This is a genomic window from Methanosarcina sp. 1.H.A.2.2 (assembly GCF_000979975.1).
In the GTDB taxonomy this organism is placed as follows: domain Archaea; phylum Halobacteriota; class Methanosarcinia; order Methanosarcinales; family Methanosarcinaceae; genus Methanosarcina.
Window position 1 is genome coordinate 34,879 of record NZ_JJQL01000059.1, and the last position, 16,487, is coordinate 51,365.

Genomic DNA, 16,487 nt, shown 5'->3' on the forward strand with positions numbered 1-16,487 from the left:
ATTAGTTAACATAAATTACGGAAATATAACTTTTTGATTTTTAGCGGAGATGTCCCTGAAGCAAACTCTTCACCGGATATAGTATAGATACGTCTCTTCAGACAATACAAATAAATTATCAAATAGCTCCATGCCTTTATACTGGCTGAATCTTATGATATCTGCCGGGAATTTGAATGATGAAAAAGCAGACATCCCAAAATATTTAGGAAAAATTATTAAATTATTAATACAAAATTAATTCGATGAGTATAATTAGTTTGACTATATATGTTTTTAATATATGCAGATTGGAATAGTGATTCATAACCTACAGCTTATGGATTCTCCCCAGACAGTTAAAGATATTCTTACACTTCTCTCCAGGGGAAATTGCATAAATGCCTGCCTCTGCGGTACCCTGGGAAAAGTTGCGGCGATTGATGCCGGCCTTGAAAACTTGATTGATATAGAGCAGTTTCTGAAACCCAGCGCCTGCATCGAGTCTCTTTTCGGGTCTAACGACATGGTGTGCCTTTTGAACCACGGCAGGGAGCTTCAAACCGGCCGGACTTTCGGAAGGATCGTGGTTTCGCATATACAAAATCCTGAAGAGAAACCCCTTATTCAGATTGAAAGGCCCGGATGCCTTGATGGGGAACTCATTCCCTGGAACCAGGCTGCAGACCCCCATGCTAAAAAACTCTCCGGCCTTCTGACCCTTAAAATTTCCCCGCCTCCGATGCCAGTCAACACCATAGAAATCAGCAATCAGGGAAGGCATGTTCTGAGACGAATCTCAACCTTTCCAGGGGCAAACATAATGGTTGAAGGGATTGTGGTTGGAAAAGCTACTTCCTCTGAGGTCGTCCTCGTATCAGAAAACGGCTTTCTGACTTCAATAGAAGGAGGGAACATAAAGGAACAGGGTATCGAAATTCTCCATAAACATGGAGAAAGAGTGCCTGTTGACCTGTCCGGGGCATGGGTAAAAACCACAGCTTCCCGAAAAAATCCCGACGTCTGCAAAAGCCCTATGGAATACAAAACCGAAGGGATAACGAAAACCTCTCCTTTGAAACAGAGTTTTTTGCAGGAGAAAATCCCGGAAGGTGGAGTTAAGGTCATTCTTATAGACCACTGCGCAGAGCATTCATTTGAGATGATGGAAGGGGCAGGTCTTGCCATTACTGTTGGGGATGACACAACAGAGCTTGCAGGAAATATCTTTTCCAGATTTGGAATTCCTATTCTGGGAATTACGGACGGGGACTGCGATGAACTTGCAACTGCAGTGAGCTATGCCCCATGTTCTCTAGTCCTGCGTTTAAAGCCCGGAAAGGATGATGAGTTCGGAAGGAAGCTTCAGCAGGATATCTTTTCAGGAGAACATACAGCTTTTTTTGAAGATGTAGAGAGTCTGAAGCTGAGGATCATAAATCTTGCAGAAAATTCCCTGGAATCCATCTCAGAATACTGAGCCTTTACCTGCACTAACACAAAACTCGGAAAATGCCGGAAAACCCAAAAAACCGGAAAACTCGGAAAAACATCATTTTGCCTGTAGAAATTAATATTTTCGGATCTTCGCTGTTTTGTATGGGTTGAAAACAATTTCTTAGTTCTAAAGTAACCAGGCAAAAGAGAGAAACATCGAGCTTGAATGTGATTTTCAACAACAAATGATTCTAAAGTTTATACATACTAATTCAACATTTAGGGGATGAATGTAAGTTACCCACATGAAATAGCGAAGAGCCATTATAAATGATTCCCGAAAAGTTCTGGGGTCCTCCAGCCCCAACCTGAACTGAAACAAAATTAGGGTATTAGCGTAAAGCTAAGGGCTGTTACCCGGATAAATGGTTATAAATAAAAAAATGTGTATTTATTAATGTCGCTTCCGCCGACTCATAATCCACAAATATATGTCTCCAATTATCTCTTTTTTCAGGCGGAAGCAGGACTCCATAATTCTCAGATCCATAAGGGAAAAGTACATTACTTTTTCAAACCCTCAGACAAGTGTTGCCGAACTGAGCGTTCCGTCTTTTTTATAATCATAAACTGTTATCACCTTAACTTCATCTGTTCTACTCTTATTAATTTCATAGAGGTTGCGTGAATGCAGAGTTATTCACTTATAGAGAAAACCAGGCACGCATATAACTTTATTAATTTATCACTTTACACATATTTTAGAATTAACAATGATGACGGATCTTTTATCTTTTCAAAAACCTCTTTTAAAGGAACTTTTTATATCTCATGCATTACACGAATTTCCTGCATAACTTTGAAATAATCCGCAGCTAAAGTCAAATATAAATAAAACAGTGGCATATCTTCATACATATCAGTAATAAATATTTGCTGAATTATTCCTGAATTCTTGCATAAAAAAGTCAAAAAATTTTCCTGAATATCGGATCAACTGAAGGGGGATTTTGTATAAGGAAAGTTCTTATTATCTGCCTGGTTTTGCTGGCATCGATTCAGATTGGGGCAGCCAGCCCTGTTGCAGAGTACCTGAAGCTCAGTACGGATGTAAACAACGGATATGCAATTACCACTGTTGAAGAAAAGCTCAGCAACCCGGCTGAAACGGCTGTTGAAGACAAGTTCAGTTTTTTGATTCCTGAAGAAGCTTTCATTTCGGGCTTTACCCTGATTATTGATGGAAAAGAGTACAGGGCTGACGTACTTCCAAAGAAAGAGGCTTCCGAAAGATTTGAGTCTGCCGCATCGGAAGGAAGGACAGCAGGCCTCCTTGAAACAAAGGATGAAAACCTTTTCGCCTATGCCCTGAGCTTTGAGCCCGGGCAGAGCATCATCGTGAAGCTGACATATGAACAGGCGCTTAAGAAAACTCTTGGGGAATACGAACTCGTGCAGTTCCTGGAAAGCAGCCGTTCAGTGGCAAACTTTTCGGTAACCATAAACGTAAATTCTGCAAACCAGCTTATCCGCCTGGAAACCCCTGCTTTCCCGGAAGCTGAGGTGGAGTACCTTTCCTCAAACAGAGGGCAGGTACATTATAAGGAAGACTCGATCCCCATCTCGGAACTCAGGGTAGTGTTTGAAACGGCAAACCCTCCGTTGAACGGGAACATGCTTTTTTACGAAAATGAAGGCCAGGGGTATATGATGCACATCTTTTCCCCTAGCGAAGAAGACCTCGGGACCTCAGCCATGAGCAAAGAAATAATCTTTGTCCTTGATAAGTCCGGCTCTATGCAGGGATACAAGCTCGAACAGGTAAAGGATGCTTTCGGCAACATTATTGAGGACCTGCCACCCGGAGATTACTTTAACATTATTTTCTTTGACAGTTCCATACAGAGCTATTCCGGGACCCTAATGGAAGCAAACGAGGAGCAAAAAACCGGGGCTCTGGACTTTGTAAATAACCTTGAGGCAAACGGCGGCACAAACATAAATGAAGCCCTGCTTACGGCTCTTGGGATGTTCAACCCTGAGAGCGGAAGAGTGCCTATAATTGTTTTCCTTACAGACGGAGAGCCAACTGAAGGCGTTGTTTCCCCTTACGCAATCCGCCAGAACATTAAAGATGCCAACACCGCACATGTGTCTATCTTTTCTATTGCCTTCGGGATTGAAGACGAAAATAACTATAGTTTCCTGAGAGCTATGAGCCTGGAAAACAACGGGACTGCAGAGAGGTTCGCTCCGGATGATAACGCTTCTGAGGAAATAGGGAGCTTTTATAAAACGATTTCAACCCCCCTGATCACGGACATGGACTTCTCCTACAGCAATGGGCTCTCCGAACTCGTAAACACCGGGGAAAAGAACCTCTTTGCGGGCTCTGATGCTATTGTCCTCGGGAAATACAGCTCTGAAACCGGCAAAATCCAGGCGGATGTTTCGGCCAGTACCAGGACCGGAGCTAGAATTTTTTCAAAAGAGTTTACTATAAGCCCGAAAGGGGAAAATGCCTTTATTCCCAGGCTCTGGGCCTATACCACCATCGAATCCCTGCTGGATAGGATAGAAGTAGAAGGAGAAAACGAGCCACTTGTGTCTGCAGTAACGGACCTCGCCCTTGAATATAAATTTGTGACACCCTATACATCCCTCTTCGTGGAGGTACCTGAATTCTCCGGTCCGGGAGCTGAAGATGGCGAAGAAACGGTTCCTGAAATGCCTGCTGGAGAGCCAGCTACAAAAGACGAAAGGGCTGTTCCATTAAGTAGCCAGATACAACCCTCCTCGGATTCTCGTTATGAGAGCAACATGGAAATTGAAGAGCCGGTAGAAGGGGAAGTTGCAGAAAAGGTTGCAGAAAAGGTTGCAGAAGAAAGTACACCTGGATTTGGAGCCCTTTTCACCTTTAGTGGACTCACCGGGATTGCGTATTTACTTCACAGGGAGACAGAGATGAAAAGATGAAACGAAAGGTAGAGGAGGTTTTACTGAAAAAAAAGATCAAAATCCTCTTCCCTTTTAAGCTTTTTTGAAAATCAAGAAAACATCATTTATACGCCTGAATTTTTTCCTTCCTGTGTCCCATAATCCAGGGGAAAACGGGAGGAATGAGGGAGGATGAGCCCCCGCCGGGATAAAAGATCTGTTCGATATGATTAACGTGTCAAAAGTTACGCGTCAGAGGTTAGCGGGAGCACAAACAATAGACAAAATACAGCTTTATTATTTAATTTATGTTATTTTGCTAAGAATTGTAAGCTTCCAGGATAAGAAAGAATTTTCAGAAAGAGCCTCAGGAGTTAAAGATCATCATCCTGGAATTAAGGTTTATTACCCGGACAAGCAGGTTAAAATCAATTAATTGTATTTTTGCTTATGATGCATCGCCCGCCTACGCTTCCAGTAACAGATGTTTCCGGAATAAGCCGCTTTTCTATAAGTGGAAGCAAAATCCAGAAAAACCTGCGGTTCAGCCTGGAAGAGGAATAAGAACCTGGAAAACGTAACAATTTAAATAATTAGAATCTTTGCTCGAGTTTAATAGTTTTGCTTAAACACCTGATTGTCCTGTCCGTGCTCTTATGCAGGATAGCTGTCCCTCCTGCTTCTTCCCATTCACGGATATTATCGGAGTTATCATCGATCAGGACCCTTGAGGTTCCGGACTGAAGAGCTTTTTCCGGGCGGAAACAGAGGATTGCATTGTTTGCGTATGGAGTTCCGAGTTCTTTTTTCAGCCACTCTATTTTTCCTTTTCTGGCATTAACCAGAGCAATCTTTCGGTCCGGGGTAGGAAGGGCAGAAAGGATTGTAGGGTGTAAGCCGGAACTATTAAGAAAGCCATGAAGTTCCTTCCCTCCAGCCATCCAGGGCATATCTGACCAGAACCTGGCTCCTGCAGCCGTAATGTGCTTCCAGAAACGTTCCTTATCGGCAGTGTACCAGAACATCATATGTTCACTTAATCTCTCGCATGCGCCTGTAAAATCCGTAAGTACTCCATCCATATCCAGAAAAACTTTAAGCCCCGAATACTGTCCGGAAAAGAGCGAGACAGGGGAATTCTCTGGAAGGGTAGGGTGAAAACTAAGAGAGGTGCCCTGAATCGGACTGCTCTGAACCGGATAATCCTGAAAGGAACCATTTTGAGCTGGGCTACTCTGGACTGGATAACTCTGCACGTAATCAACAGGAGTTGAGTTGATCTTAATAGAACTTTTCTTTGCAGACCTGCGCTTTTCAACATAAATGGACATGTCAACCGTTCCTTACTTTCTCTGGCGGCAAATAGTTTCCTACTTCTTTATGTAAGGAATCATAAAAGTATTTTATCACTATATAAATATTAAAACCTTTCTACAGTAGTTGATTGGATTGAGATGAAAAAAGAGTAAAAAAGAGAAAAAGAACATAAAAAAACTGAGCAAGGTAATTTTCTAGAATCCGAATTCGAACATCCGTAGTCTTCTGAGCTCAATATTCGGATTCATGCTCCAGAATTCAGAATAATCCCTGAGAACCAGTTTCTGAAGAATTTCTATGGCGCCTGATCTTCAACTTTTTATGAATGGGAGTTTAAAAGCTTCTTCAACGGTCATAATTGGAGATATCTTTCCGCTGTGGTGCGTCAGCATCGGCGGTCTTAAGAAATCAGAGATCGCATTAAAATTATCAGCTTCGAGGACAAAATAGAAAGTATGCTCATTAGGGCTGACATAAGCCCCGTGTACTTTTATATCCAGTACTTCACCCAATTTCCTCATTTCCTCAACCCATTTTTTTCCATCGGCCTGGTATTCATCTCTTGCGAAACAATGTTCTGGTGTATGCGAAAGGGTTGCCATAAATAACATGTTTTCATTCCCCCATTAATTCAATGTAATGAATATATTTAAATGTGTTTATAAAAAATGGGGAATAAATACGGGGTCAGAAAAAAGAGTTCAATCCTCTCGAACGAGAACCAGAGTTTTTGCGATTTTATCATGCAGTCCCTGTTTGTTTTCAGTAAAAAGAATGGGCAAGAATCCTGCGAAAAAAGGAAGGAATGCCAGAATCTTTCCCACAAAGCGTTTTGTTGCACGCTCAAAGGAAATTCTGTTTCCGTTAAGATCAGTTACAATAATATTCATCGCCTGTTTCCCAACTGTTCCCTGCCTTACTGAACTCTCCTGGTATGCAAAATAGTTCCAGGAAAGCAGGATTAAAAGAATATAAAAAAAGGCTCCGCCCATGGCTCCTGACATGAACTGAATAAAAGCCAGAAGAAGGATGATTATAAAAGAATCAATTATAGAGGCTATTAACCTCCTTAGAAAACCCGAATACGTTTGCATATTTTTTCCCTCAAAGAGATTTTATACATTAAGCAGGACTGAATTATAAAATTACCCATTATGAACAAAACGTCTTGTTTAAATACGGGAAGTTTGGAAAAAGGCTGCGAAGGCTGGATTTCTTTTCCCGCCAGTACCCACGGATTTGATTGTGTATGTGGGATCAAGCCTGAGAATTCCCTTGCTTAAATGCCTGCTGGGAGTATTCGTTGGGGAATCCGTACTTAATGCATTTCACATCCTTTTGACAAGACGGAATTTAAGGCAGATAAGATCTTAAATAATTATTAAATACTTTCGTTTTGTACTTCTTTTTAAAAAGTAAGCTAGAAGAAAAGGATAAAAACCTGTCAACTACCCCTGAGCTAAAGACTCAGGGGCTTGTCTAACAAGCCCTGGTTGACCAGATCACCGATTAGGAGCAACGGAAAATCGGTAAACGATAGGAAAGAATACATAGTTACCCTTGAATGTCGCCTCAGTTTAAGGCTCTAAGGATGCCGGTTAAACAGTCCTGAGAGGTAGGGACAGTGCTTGCATCGTTAAACCTTTCCATATCAGATCGAGAGGAGGACGGATTCCTGAATTGACTCCACAATTCGGATACGCATAACTCTTCGGAGGAAAACTATATGTTAGTTTTCGTAATCAATCAAAACAAAAAACCACTGATGCCCTGCAAACCCTCAAAAGCCAGAAAGCTACTGCAAGCAGGCAAAGCAAAAGTGGTCCGAAATACGCCATTCACAATCAAGTTACTTTTCAGAAGCAGTGGCTATACTCAACCTGTAACTGCAGGGATGGATACCGGCTCTAAGGTAGTGGGCTGTGCAGCCATTGCTAACGGAAAAGTGTTGTATCAGTCCGAAATCTACCTGAGAGAAAACGTTTCGAAAAAGATGGAACAACGGAAGATGTACCGGAGAAGCCGGAGAAGTCGGAAGACAAGGTATAGACCCGCAAGATTTGATAACCGGGGAAATTCAAAGAAAGAAGGAAGATTGGCTCCTTCTATCCGAAGCAAACTTGAAGCTCATTTCCGGGAAAAGAGGTTTGTGGAATCCCTGCTTCCTGTAACCGAGTGGAAGGTAGAACTTGCTTCCTTTGATATTCACAAAATAACAAATCCGGAAGTTTCCGGGATCGGATATCAGGAAGGGGACCTTAAAGGGTTCTACAATATCAAAGCTTACGTTCTGGACAGGGACGGATACACCTGCCAGCACTGCAGGGGAAAGTCAAAGGATTCCAGGCTGCATTGCCATCATATCGTTTTCAGGTCACAAAAGGGAACAGATGCACCGGAAAACCTGATAACGCTCTGTGAAACCTGTCACAAAGCCCTGCACAATGGAGAATTCAAGCTTTCAGGGAAAAAGTCAAAAACAAAACATGCAACAGAAGTAGGCATTATCAAATCCCAAATCCGGAAATCAGGTTGGAATTTTGCAGAGACTTTCGGGTACGAAACCAAGTACAGGAGAGAGCAGGTCTTGAAGCTGTTAAAAACACATTACTTTGATGCTGTTGCTATTTGTTGCAGGGACGACCAGAAAGTAGAGGTAGAAGAGTCTGTTTTTTTAAAAAGAAACGTTAGCAAGGGGGATTACCAGCAAAGGACAGGAAAAAGATCCGAAAAGAAAATACATACGGGGAAACTGTTCAACCTGAGAAAATTCGATCTTGTAAAAACGAGTAAGGGAATTGGGTTTGTCAAAGGTAAAAGGTCTTCCGGATTCTTTGCTATATCGGATATGTTTGGAAACAAAATCTCAGATAGTGTTAACGTGAAGAAAATTTGTGAACGATTGAGGGCCAGGACAAGTACATTAATTCAACAGAGCAGGACGGGGAAGTTTACGCATTCCTCCCCTGAGCTAAAGACTCAGGGGTTTCCTGCTGAGGGTTTATGAAAATCCGTTTTATTTTCCCCCTGCTTCTGATAGTTTTCTGTATTTCTGTAACCATATCCGGCTGTACCGAAAGAACTGACAATAACAATGATGGATTAAATGAAACCTCGAAAGGAGAGAGTCAGCAGATAGCTGAGGATTATGTAAGAGACCTTGACTCTTACAAAACCTACAATCTGACCGAACCGGTTTTTATTGAAACCAGAACTCTCAACTGTACCTCGTGCTGGCAGTTCGTCTACAAGTTTGATCTGATTTCTGAAAAAGATCCGGCTGTAATCGATACAGCTACAGTGACAGTCACAGTGACCGAAGGCGAGGTTGTCGATGCGATCTATGCGCAGGGAATCCGATACTAACTGGAATTCAAACTAAATTAGTGGATGCTGAATCCTTGAAAAAGCCAGAAACGAAAATAAGAAAGAGAATAAAGAAAGAGAATAAAGAAAGAGAATAAAGAAAGAGAATAAAGAAAGAGAATAAAGAAAAAGAATAAAGAAAGAGAATAAAGAAAGAGAATAAAGACGAAGAAGACCTCCGCTTCCTCATCCTCGATCTCATTTGTTTCTATTTTTTTCTTTTAAATTATCCTTAAATTTTATCCATTAACTTTTTGATATCTGCCTTGATCTCCGAGGCAAGCTTTTTCGCACTGTCTCCGGTCGAATCAACCAGCTTTTCGACTCTACTAGTAATGCTTTTTACCTCGTCCTTTACGTCAATAGACCTAATTTCCCCGGATAGGGACTTAATTTCTCCATTGATATTCTTTGAAAGTTTTGAGGCTTCGTCCCCAGTCTTTTTTGCAAGGCTATCAATATCATCCCCTAGCTTTCCAATTTTTTCCTGAATATTGAAACCTTTTTTACCGGCTCCGGTTTCTTTTGTTTCAGTCTCAATTGCTTTTGCCATATAAACCCCTTTAAATGTTCAATAATAAGAATAGATTTCTCTCCTGGAGAGAGCCTGTTTTTAAACACTTATATATCGGCATCCAGAATTATAACACTATCCTTGAAAGTGAAGGTTTTTTCGGGATTTGTAAAAGAATAGTTATCATGTAAGATACCAGCAGCCGAAATTTATAAAACGAAGATAAAATATATATAGAGTTCATACCATGTAAAAGGGTCTGCCCATTTTACAGAACTTCAAGTAGCTTGTGTGCGCAGTTCACTATATAAACCATCAATTGAAATAGTATACTTGTAAAGAGTAAGGAAGTTCAACAAATTCAAAGAGTGTATCAGGTCAGGAATAAATTACCGGAAAGAAGGGGAAAGGATCCGGCGAGTATAAAAAACGGCTCCTGTAATGCATCCTCTGTAAGCTGATAAATCGGAAACCTGATAAGATACCTTTTTCAGTAGATAACTGGATCTCCGGGACAGAATATCTCCATAAAAATGATAGAGGAGACATGCAGACCTTAGTTATATGCATAGACAGGGATAACGACCTGGGCGAAAAAGCAAAAATGGGAACTCCCATCGTAGGGAGGGAGGCAAATGTTCAGGCAGCAGTTGCACTCGGGATTGCCGACCCTGAAGATTCGGACACAAATACGATTTTCGGAGGGATCCGGATCCTTGATGAGCTTCGGGCAAAAGGAGTTGACGCTGAGATCGTCTCTTTTGCAGGTGATAAGAATGTCGGCGTGATCTCAGACCAGAAGATCGCCGAACAGCTCGAACTTTATCTCCAGATGAACGAAGTGCAAAGAGCCGTTTTTGTCTCGGATGGGGCAGAGGATGAAACTCTTGTCCCTATTGTGCAGTCCAGAATGAAAATTGACTCCGTAAAACGTATTGTCGTTATGCAGAGTGAAAATCTGGAAAGCACATATTATATCCTCAAACACGCCTTCAGTGACCCCAAGATTTCTCAGACTTTTTTTGTACCTATAGGTCTTGCTTTTCTGATTTATGCCATCTTCCTGCTTGCCCGCTACCCCGAAGGGGCAGTTGTGGGAATTCTTGCAGCTGTCGGGCTTTACATGCTGTACAGGGGCTTCGGGCTCGATGATATTGTTGCCCTCGAAAAAGAAAGGCTCTGGGATGCTTTCCTTGAGCAGAGAATGGTCTTCATCAGCTACACTGCTGCCCTGCTTACCAGCCTTGTAGCCACTGTATACGGAGCTATGGAGGTATGGAAACTCTACTCCGCAGAAGGGGTCTGGTATCACGGCACCTTGACTCTTATTTCGGTCTTCATCAATGTATCTATCTGGTGGTATGCAGCAGCCCTCCTGCTTGCGGACCTGGGAAAGATTTTCGATCTCAGGATGGATGGCAGGCCCATATATAGAAGTGTCTCCCTCTCCCTCTTCGTGATCGCAACCGGCCTTCTTTTCTGGGGGGCAAGCACATACATCCTGGCAGTAGCCTCCATATCGGACGGGGTCTTAAGTGATCCTTCCCTTGCGCTGCAGTACTTCGTATATTCGATTGCAATTGCAATCCTCATTGCACTTGCAGGGATAAAGTATTCCCTGTCAAACCAGACTCCGGAAAGCGAGAAGAGAGTGAAAGGAAGAAGAAATAAAAAAAGCGCATGAACTTCGGAGAAACAAATCAGTTGAAAATTAATACGTTCACTATTAAAACGCGGAAAAGGAGATATAAAAATGGAGAAGGCAGCTGAAATTGCAGAGATTGCAGTGCTTGGAGGTGTGGGTTTCAGCTCATACAGAGACTGCGAAAGCCAGTTGGTGAAAACCCCCTATGGAGAGGTTACCGCATATCTAACCAGCATAAAAGGAAAACGCGTTGCAATAATTCCCAGGCATGCCGAAGAAATTCATATCCCGCCGCATAGAGTTAACTACAGGGCAAATATCTGGGCCGTACACTCCCTCGGAGTAAAACGCGTAATATCCACAAACTCGGTCGGGTCAATGCGAGGGCATCCCGTGGGCAGTTTTGTCGTGCTTGACGATTTCATTGATTTTACCCGCAGCAGGCCCTCTTCCTTTTATGACGATAAAACTGTTCACGTTGATGTTACTGAGCCCTATTGCCCTGAAATAAAGGCAGCCATTAAGTCTGCCCTGGGAAAACAGGGACTTTCCTATACCGAGGGAATTTATGCCTGTACTGAAGGTCCCCGCTTTGAGACCCGGGCTGAAATTCGAATGATGAGCCAGTTTGCAGATGTCGTTGGCATGACTGGTGTGCCGGAAGTCGTCCTTGCAAAGGAACTCAGTCTCTGTTACGCTTCCCTTGCCATCGTTACAAATCAGGCATGTGGGATGACCACGCAGAAATTAACAGCAGATGAAGTCACAGAAGTTGTTGGGAAGGCTCAGGACTCAATCTTCGAAATTCTCTCGGATGCTATCGGAAAAATTCCCGAGGTTCAGAGCTGCATGTGCAGGTTTGCAAAGGAAGGAGCCTGCCTTTAAAATTTATATAAAGGGTGTGTGAGGAAAGTAGCAACTGAAAGAAAGCAGCAACTGAAAATATAAAACTCTCTCTTCAGCCCCGCTTCTTCCCAGCTCTTTATTCAACCAGGCTGCTGCTCAACTAAACTTCTCTATTTAACCCGATTTCTTTATCCAGCTTAATTTCAGGTTCAGCTGAACCCGTATGCTAGCTCAATCGAAGATCCTGTGTTCTGAAAATAAGGAATTTTTGTTGCCATAAAACAAACCAAAACGATTCTTATATAATAAGAAAGTAATAAAATATAAATACGATAGATACTATATACGGAGATACTAAGGAGATACTCTGAAAAAAGTACTCAGGAAGGCATACACGATAGGAAAAATCAGGTGGTGTGCCCTAAAAAATGTTTATACTCTGGAAGAGTTACTGAAAAACGTAACCTCATTTTTTACCCTAATTTTCACAGGCGATGCTGCGGTATTATTGGATAAAGACGGCAAGACAGCAGAGTACTATCATTTTTCGACCTCCGAAAGGAAGCTTACTTATACCATTCACATATCAGGATAAACAATGACGCTATGGGTCCTAAGCTATGCTGAAAAATCAAAAATTGTAGTGATGACCATAAAGGACCGTATGAAACAGCCGCTTTCCATGGCTGAGCTCCATATAAAGGACAGTTATAAAGGTCCACGACCTCATAAAATCCGGCTTCTTACCGGCAAAAAAAATGAGGAATTCATTCCTCCCCAGCAGTTCATAGAGCTTTTGCGCAGTGCAAACAGGATTATGCTCAACGAAGGAGGGGACCCTGCAAATGAAGAGGCTTTTCTTGAAATGCTCAAGGGCTTTCAACTCAGTTCTGATAGGGTAAAGATCTGTAAACACTGCTGGATCAATAAACGTTTTAACTTTGTAAACAGCAAGTCCATCAAGTACCACGATGAGCTCATCTGTGAAGACTGTGCAAAAGAAGAATTGCTTCGGGCAGTCCGTTCAGCAGGAGCACCGTACGGGGAAAAATCAGTTGATTTCCTTGAGCAGGTTCTTCACAAAACAAGAGACCTTGACAGGACAATCCGTATGCTGAGCCCTGAGAGGCTGGACCCCGAATTCACACGTTATGATACTATCAGGACAAACCCCTCCGAATCCACTTTCAGGGTAAAGAACCTCCCCCTTGCAAAAAAGTTCAAAGAATTGCTTCTCCAGAAATCCGAGACCCTGCTTCCAGTGCAGGCATTGTCTGTAGAATCCGGGCTTCTGGAAGGAAAAAACCAGTTTGTGGTTTCTGCAACCGCAACCGGGAAAACTCTGATTGGGGAAATGGCAGGTATTCAGAACCTGATGGATAAAAAAGGGAAAATGCTCTACCTGGTTCCCCTTGTAGCTCTTGCAAACCAGAAGTACGACCAGTTCACGGAACGCTATTCAAAGCTCGGGCTTACAACCTCCATTAAAATTGGTGCAATTCTCATAAAGACCTCTCAGCGCGTGAAAATGCGGACAAGCCCGAATGCGGACATAATTGTGGGAACCTATGAAGGCGTAGACCACATGCTCCGCTCAGGAAATGCTGATTTTCTTGGCAAAATCGGGACTGTTGTTATAGATGAGGTACATATACTCGAAGACCAGGAAAGGGGACACAGGCTAGACGGGCTTATAGGAAGGCTTCGTTATGCGACACCTGAAGCCCAGTTCATCTACCTCTCAGCAACCGTTGCAAACCCCGAAGCCTATGCAAAGAAACTCGGAGCCCAGCTTATCCGCTATGAACACAGGCCTGTTCCCCTTGACAGGCACCTCCTTTTCTGCCAGGAAAACGAAAAGTCAAAACTGATTTCCCAGCTTGCAAAAGAAGAGTATTCAATGTCCTCTTCGAAAAAGCACAGGGGACAGACAATCGTCTTTACGAATTCAAGGAGAAACTGCCATAAGCTTGCAGGATCTCTTTCAATCCAGGCTTCTCCTTACCATGCAGGGCTTTCGCAGTATGAAAGAAAAAAAGTGGAAACCCATTTTGCAAAAGGGGAGCTTCCGGTAGTCGTGACCACTGCTGCCCTTGCAGCTGGAGTGGATTTTCCGGCTTCCCAGGTTATATTCGAATCCCTTGCAATGGGTATAGACTGGATTTCGGTCCAAGACTTCTTGCAGATGAGCGGAAGGGCAGGCAGACCTGATTATCACGATCGGGGTATTATCGTGCTCATGCCCGTGCCAGGGAAGTCCTATTCAAGCTCACAGTCCGATACTGAAGAAGAGGTTGCAATCAAGTTACTGCAGGGTGAGATGCTCTCTGCAGGAGTCGAGTACGGGGAAGCCGAACAGCTTGAAGAGGTCCTTGCTTCAGTTGCTGTTACCTCTTCGGTTCAGGACTTAAGGAATATCCATTCCCTTATGTTTGGGGGCTTTGACCTGAATAAACTGGTTTCCCGTCTCCAGAGCTACAGATTCCTTGAGAAAAAGGGAAATAAAGTAACACTTACTTTATTCGGAAAAATTATTGCAGCCCATTTCCTTCCGGTTTCCAAAGCTTTCCTGATTCGAGATGCTGTGCTTGAGGGGAATAGTCCCATTAAAATTGCAACCAATCTGGAGTTTTTTGATGCTGCATACTTCAAATATTCAAACCAGATCGGAAGCTCTCTGCACGTGAACATGCCTTCGAGGGTTTTTCAAGGAGCAGCCCTTGATATTGTCTTTGACGGTGAATCTCTGTCCCATCTGGATCAAAAAATAAGGGTACTTATGCTGAACTTTGCCTCGGATTTTTTGACCTGCACGTGCAGAGACTCACCTTACTGCGGATGCGCAGAACAGAAGTTTTCGGAGAAGATTATCCGGCTGCGTATGGAAGGTATGGACCCTTCCCAGATAATTAAGATACTTGAGGATAAGTACGGCATTTCCGCATACCAGGGCGATGTTTTCGGATATCTGGACAGTGCGGTACGCAACCTTGATGCTGTGGAACTGATCGCAAGAGTCCATTCGAAAAAGGGAGTCGCAGAAGAAGCAAAGAAGCTTAAGAAGAAAGTCCAGGGCTGAACAAATCGTAAAAGTTTTTGCAGACAAGTGATTTATAAGTGATGAAGAGGTAAATATTCCTATTCACACCGGGAAAAATAACTTACAAGGAATAATCTGCCAGTATATGAATAACTGGCAAAAACCAGAGCTCGGATACCCGGGCTCTCGCGAGAGCAAAGCACAGAGGTAATTTTTATGGCCGAAGATGTCGAATCCAGGGAAAATATTGAAAGCGCAGCTTCCAAAAAAGGGAAAAAGAGTATTACAATAGAGTTTGTAAAGCCTGAAGACTTCCGGCAGATATATGCAATAGGAGCTGCAGGCGGGCATAGCCCTTACGATTTCAGGATCGGTTTTTACAACGATACCCCCAAGATGTTCGGGGATGCCTCCGAATCCAGGGTTATCGAAAGGCGCGTTGAAGCCGAAGTTATACTCTCGCCGGTTGCTGCCCTTGAACTGAACCGCTGGCTTACCCAGCACATTAATGAATACGAATCCGTTTTTGGCCCCATTGCAAGAGCGATCCCCCGGCCCAAGAAAGAAAATATAAAACCTGTTGAAGACAGCACGGAGATCCAGGGTTATATCTGAATCCGGGAGAAAGTATTTTATTAAAGCTCACTGGCTGAAGCTAAAATGAAGCTTAAAATTAAGTTTTAAAGGAAACTTGAAGTTTGAGCCTCTTAATTGAGAGGCTCTCTCAAGAATTCTGAGGATAGATTTGCACATTCATCCTTCAGATGCTTTTTCTGGAAAATTGAGGAATGTTCAGGTTATAATTTTTGCGACAACGGTAGGCAACTGATGGGTAACCGATGGGTAACCGATGGGTAACCGATGGACACATTATGAACAGCTGATGGACATCCGTTAGAAATAAGATGGAAAACCGATGGATTGTTTTTCCTGAGCTTCAAGAAATATTGCAATGTAACCCTGTCAGACTACTTGAAAAATTACAAGTAGCCAGGAATCAAAAATTGAATGCTTGCAAAGCTCAAATTTCCCAAATCCGGCATTTTTTCAATTTAATATTGTATTTATACTTTGTGCTAAAAAGATAGCTATTTTCAATATTTGTATATATATTTTGCTTATATTTATGAGGTTCTGTACATCAATTATATAATGTACCATTTATATAAATCTCCGGGCGTAAAGTTTAAACATATGGATGTTTCGTACGTTTCTAGCATTTATAATAATGGCAAAAATAAATGTTGGATCAAAAATGGCAAAATAAGTGTGTATCTGCCTCTTCCAGGGGTTACTGTTCTGAAAAACGTCATGGAGAATCTGTCGGAACACACTATTAAAAAAATACGGAGCACATCCATGGATATCTGGACGCTTGTAAACGGCTTGATCTACCTCATGGCCTT

The 16,487-nt window shown here is 42.6% G+C and carries 13 protein-coding genes; 9 read left to right on the plus strand and 4 right to left on the minus strand.

The features are described from left to right. The first annotated feature begins 283 nt into the window (after positions 1–283). From EO93_RS08860 to EO93_RS08870, 3 genes are all read left to right on the plus strand, one after another. Positions 284–1,459: a DUF2117 family protein gene (locus tag EO93_RS08860; protein ID WP_048162097.1), complete on the plus strand. Its 1,176-nt coding sequence runs from the start codon at positions 284–286 to the stop codon at positions 1,457–1,459. 1,001 nt (positions 1,460–2,460) lie between these two features. Next, positions 2,461–4,392, plus strand: coding sequence for a VIT domain-containing protein (locus EO93_RS08865; RefSeq protein ID WP_048162099.1), 1,932 nt, complete (start codon positions 2,461–2,463; stop codon positions 4,390–4,392). Between the two features lie 196 nt (positions 4,393–4,588). Beyond that, positions 4,589–4,789 (plus strand): hypothetical protein, encoded by a 201-nt coding sequence (locus EO93_RS08870; RefSeq protein ID WP_156161272.1) that lies wholly within the window; start codon positions 4,589–4,591, stop codon positions 4,787–4,789. 157 nt (positions 4,790–4,946) lie between these two features. Here EO93_RS08870 and EO93_RS08875 read toward each other — a convergent pair whose 3' ends face one another. The 3 genes from EO93_RS08875 to EO93_RS08885 all read right to left on the minus strand — a co-directional run bounded on the left by EO93_RS08875 (position 4,947) and on the right by EO93_RS08885 (position 6,764). Then, positions 4,947–5,684, minus strand: a complete 738-nt coding sequence (locus EO93_RS08875) for a hypothetical protein (protein WP_048162102.1) — start codon at positions 5,682–5,684, stop codon at positions 4,947–4,949. A 297-nt stretch (positions 5,685–5,981) separates the two neighbouring features. Next, positions 5,982–6,281, minus strand: coding sequence for a DUF3303 domain-containing protein (locus tag EO93_RS08880; protein ID WP_048133725.1), 300 nt, complete (start codon positions 6,279–6,281; stop codon positions 5,982–5,984). Positions 6,282–6,371: 90 nt separating this feature from the next. Continuing rightward, entirely contained in the window at positions 6,372–6,764 is a 393-nt protein-coding gene (locus EO93_RS08885) for an RDD family protein (protein WP_048133724.1), read from the minus strand. 632 nt (positions 6,765–7,396) lie between these two features. Here EO93_RS08885 and iscB point away from each other — a divergent pair. Next, on the plus strand, positions 7,397–8,677 hold the full coding sequence (gene iscB, locus EO93_RS08890) for an RNA-guided endonuclease IscB (protein WP_048162104.1): 1,281 nt from the start codon (positions 7,397–7,399) through the stop codon (positions 8,675–8,677). Beyond that, positions 8,674–9,036: a hypothetical protein gene (locus EO93_RS08895; protein ID WP_048134362.1), complete on the plus strand. Its 363-nt coding sequence runs from the start codon at positions 8,674–8,676 to the stop codon at positions 9,034–9,036. The genes iscB and EO93_RS08895 overlap by 4 nt, the downstream gene beginning before the upstream one ends. Positions 9,037–9,268: 232 nt before the next feature. On the opposite strand, the gene EO93_RS08900 is transcribed toward EO93_RS08895, so the two are convergent. After that, on the minus strand, positions 9,269–9,589 hold the full coding sequence (locus EO93_RS08900) for a hypothetical protein (RefSeq protein WP_048134360.1): 321 nt from the start codon (positions 9,587–9,589) through the stop codon (positions 9,269–9,271). 508 nt (positions 9,590–10,097) lie between these two features. On the opposite strand from EO93_RS08900, the gene EO93_RS08905 reads away from it, so the two are divergent. From EO93_RS08905 to EO93_RS08920, 4 genes are all read left to right on the plus strand, one after another. Then, a complete protein-coding gene (locus EO93_RS08905; RefSeq protein WP_048162105.1) occupies positions 10,098–11,234 on the plus strand; it encodes a DUF373 family protein in 1,137 nt (378 codons plus the stop codon). 69 nt (positions 11,235–11,303) lie between these two features. Further along, positions 11,304–12,080 (plus strand): S-methyl-5'-thioadenosine phosphorylase, encoded by a 777-nt coding sequence (gene mtnP, locus EO93_RS08910; RefSeq protein WP_048134357.1) that lies wholly within the window; start codon positions 11,304–11,306, stop codon positions 12,078–12,080. 559 nt (positions 12,081–12,639) lie between these two features. Beyond that, positions 12,640–15,120 carry a DUF5814 domain-containing protein gene (locus EO93_RS08915; protein WP_048134355.1) on the plus strand — a complete coding sequence of 827 codons (2,481 nt, stop codon included), beginning with the start codon at positions 12,640–12,642 and terminating at the stop codon, positions 15,118–15,120. Positions 15,121–15,297: 177 nt separating this feature from the next. Continuing rightward, complete coding sequence (locus EO93_RS08920; protein WP_048134353.1) at positions 15,298–15,696, plus strand: DUF3467 domain-containing protein; 399 nt, start codon at positions 15,298–15,300, stop codon at positions 15,694–15,696. The last annotated feature ends 791 nt before the right edge of the window (positions 15,697–16,487 follow it).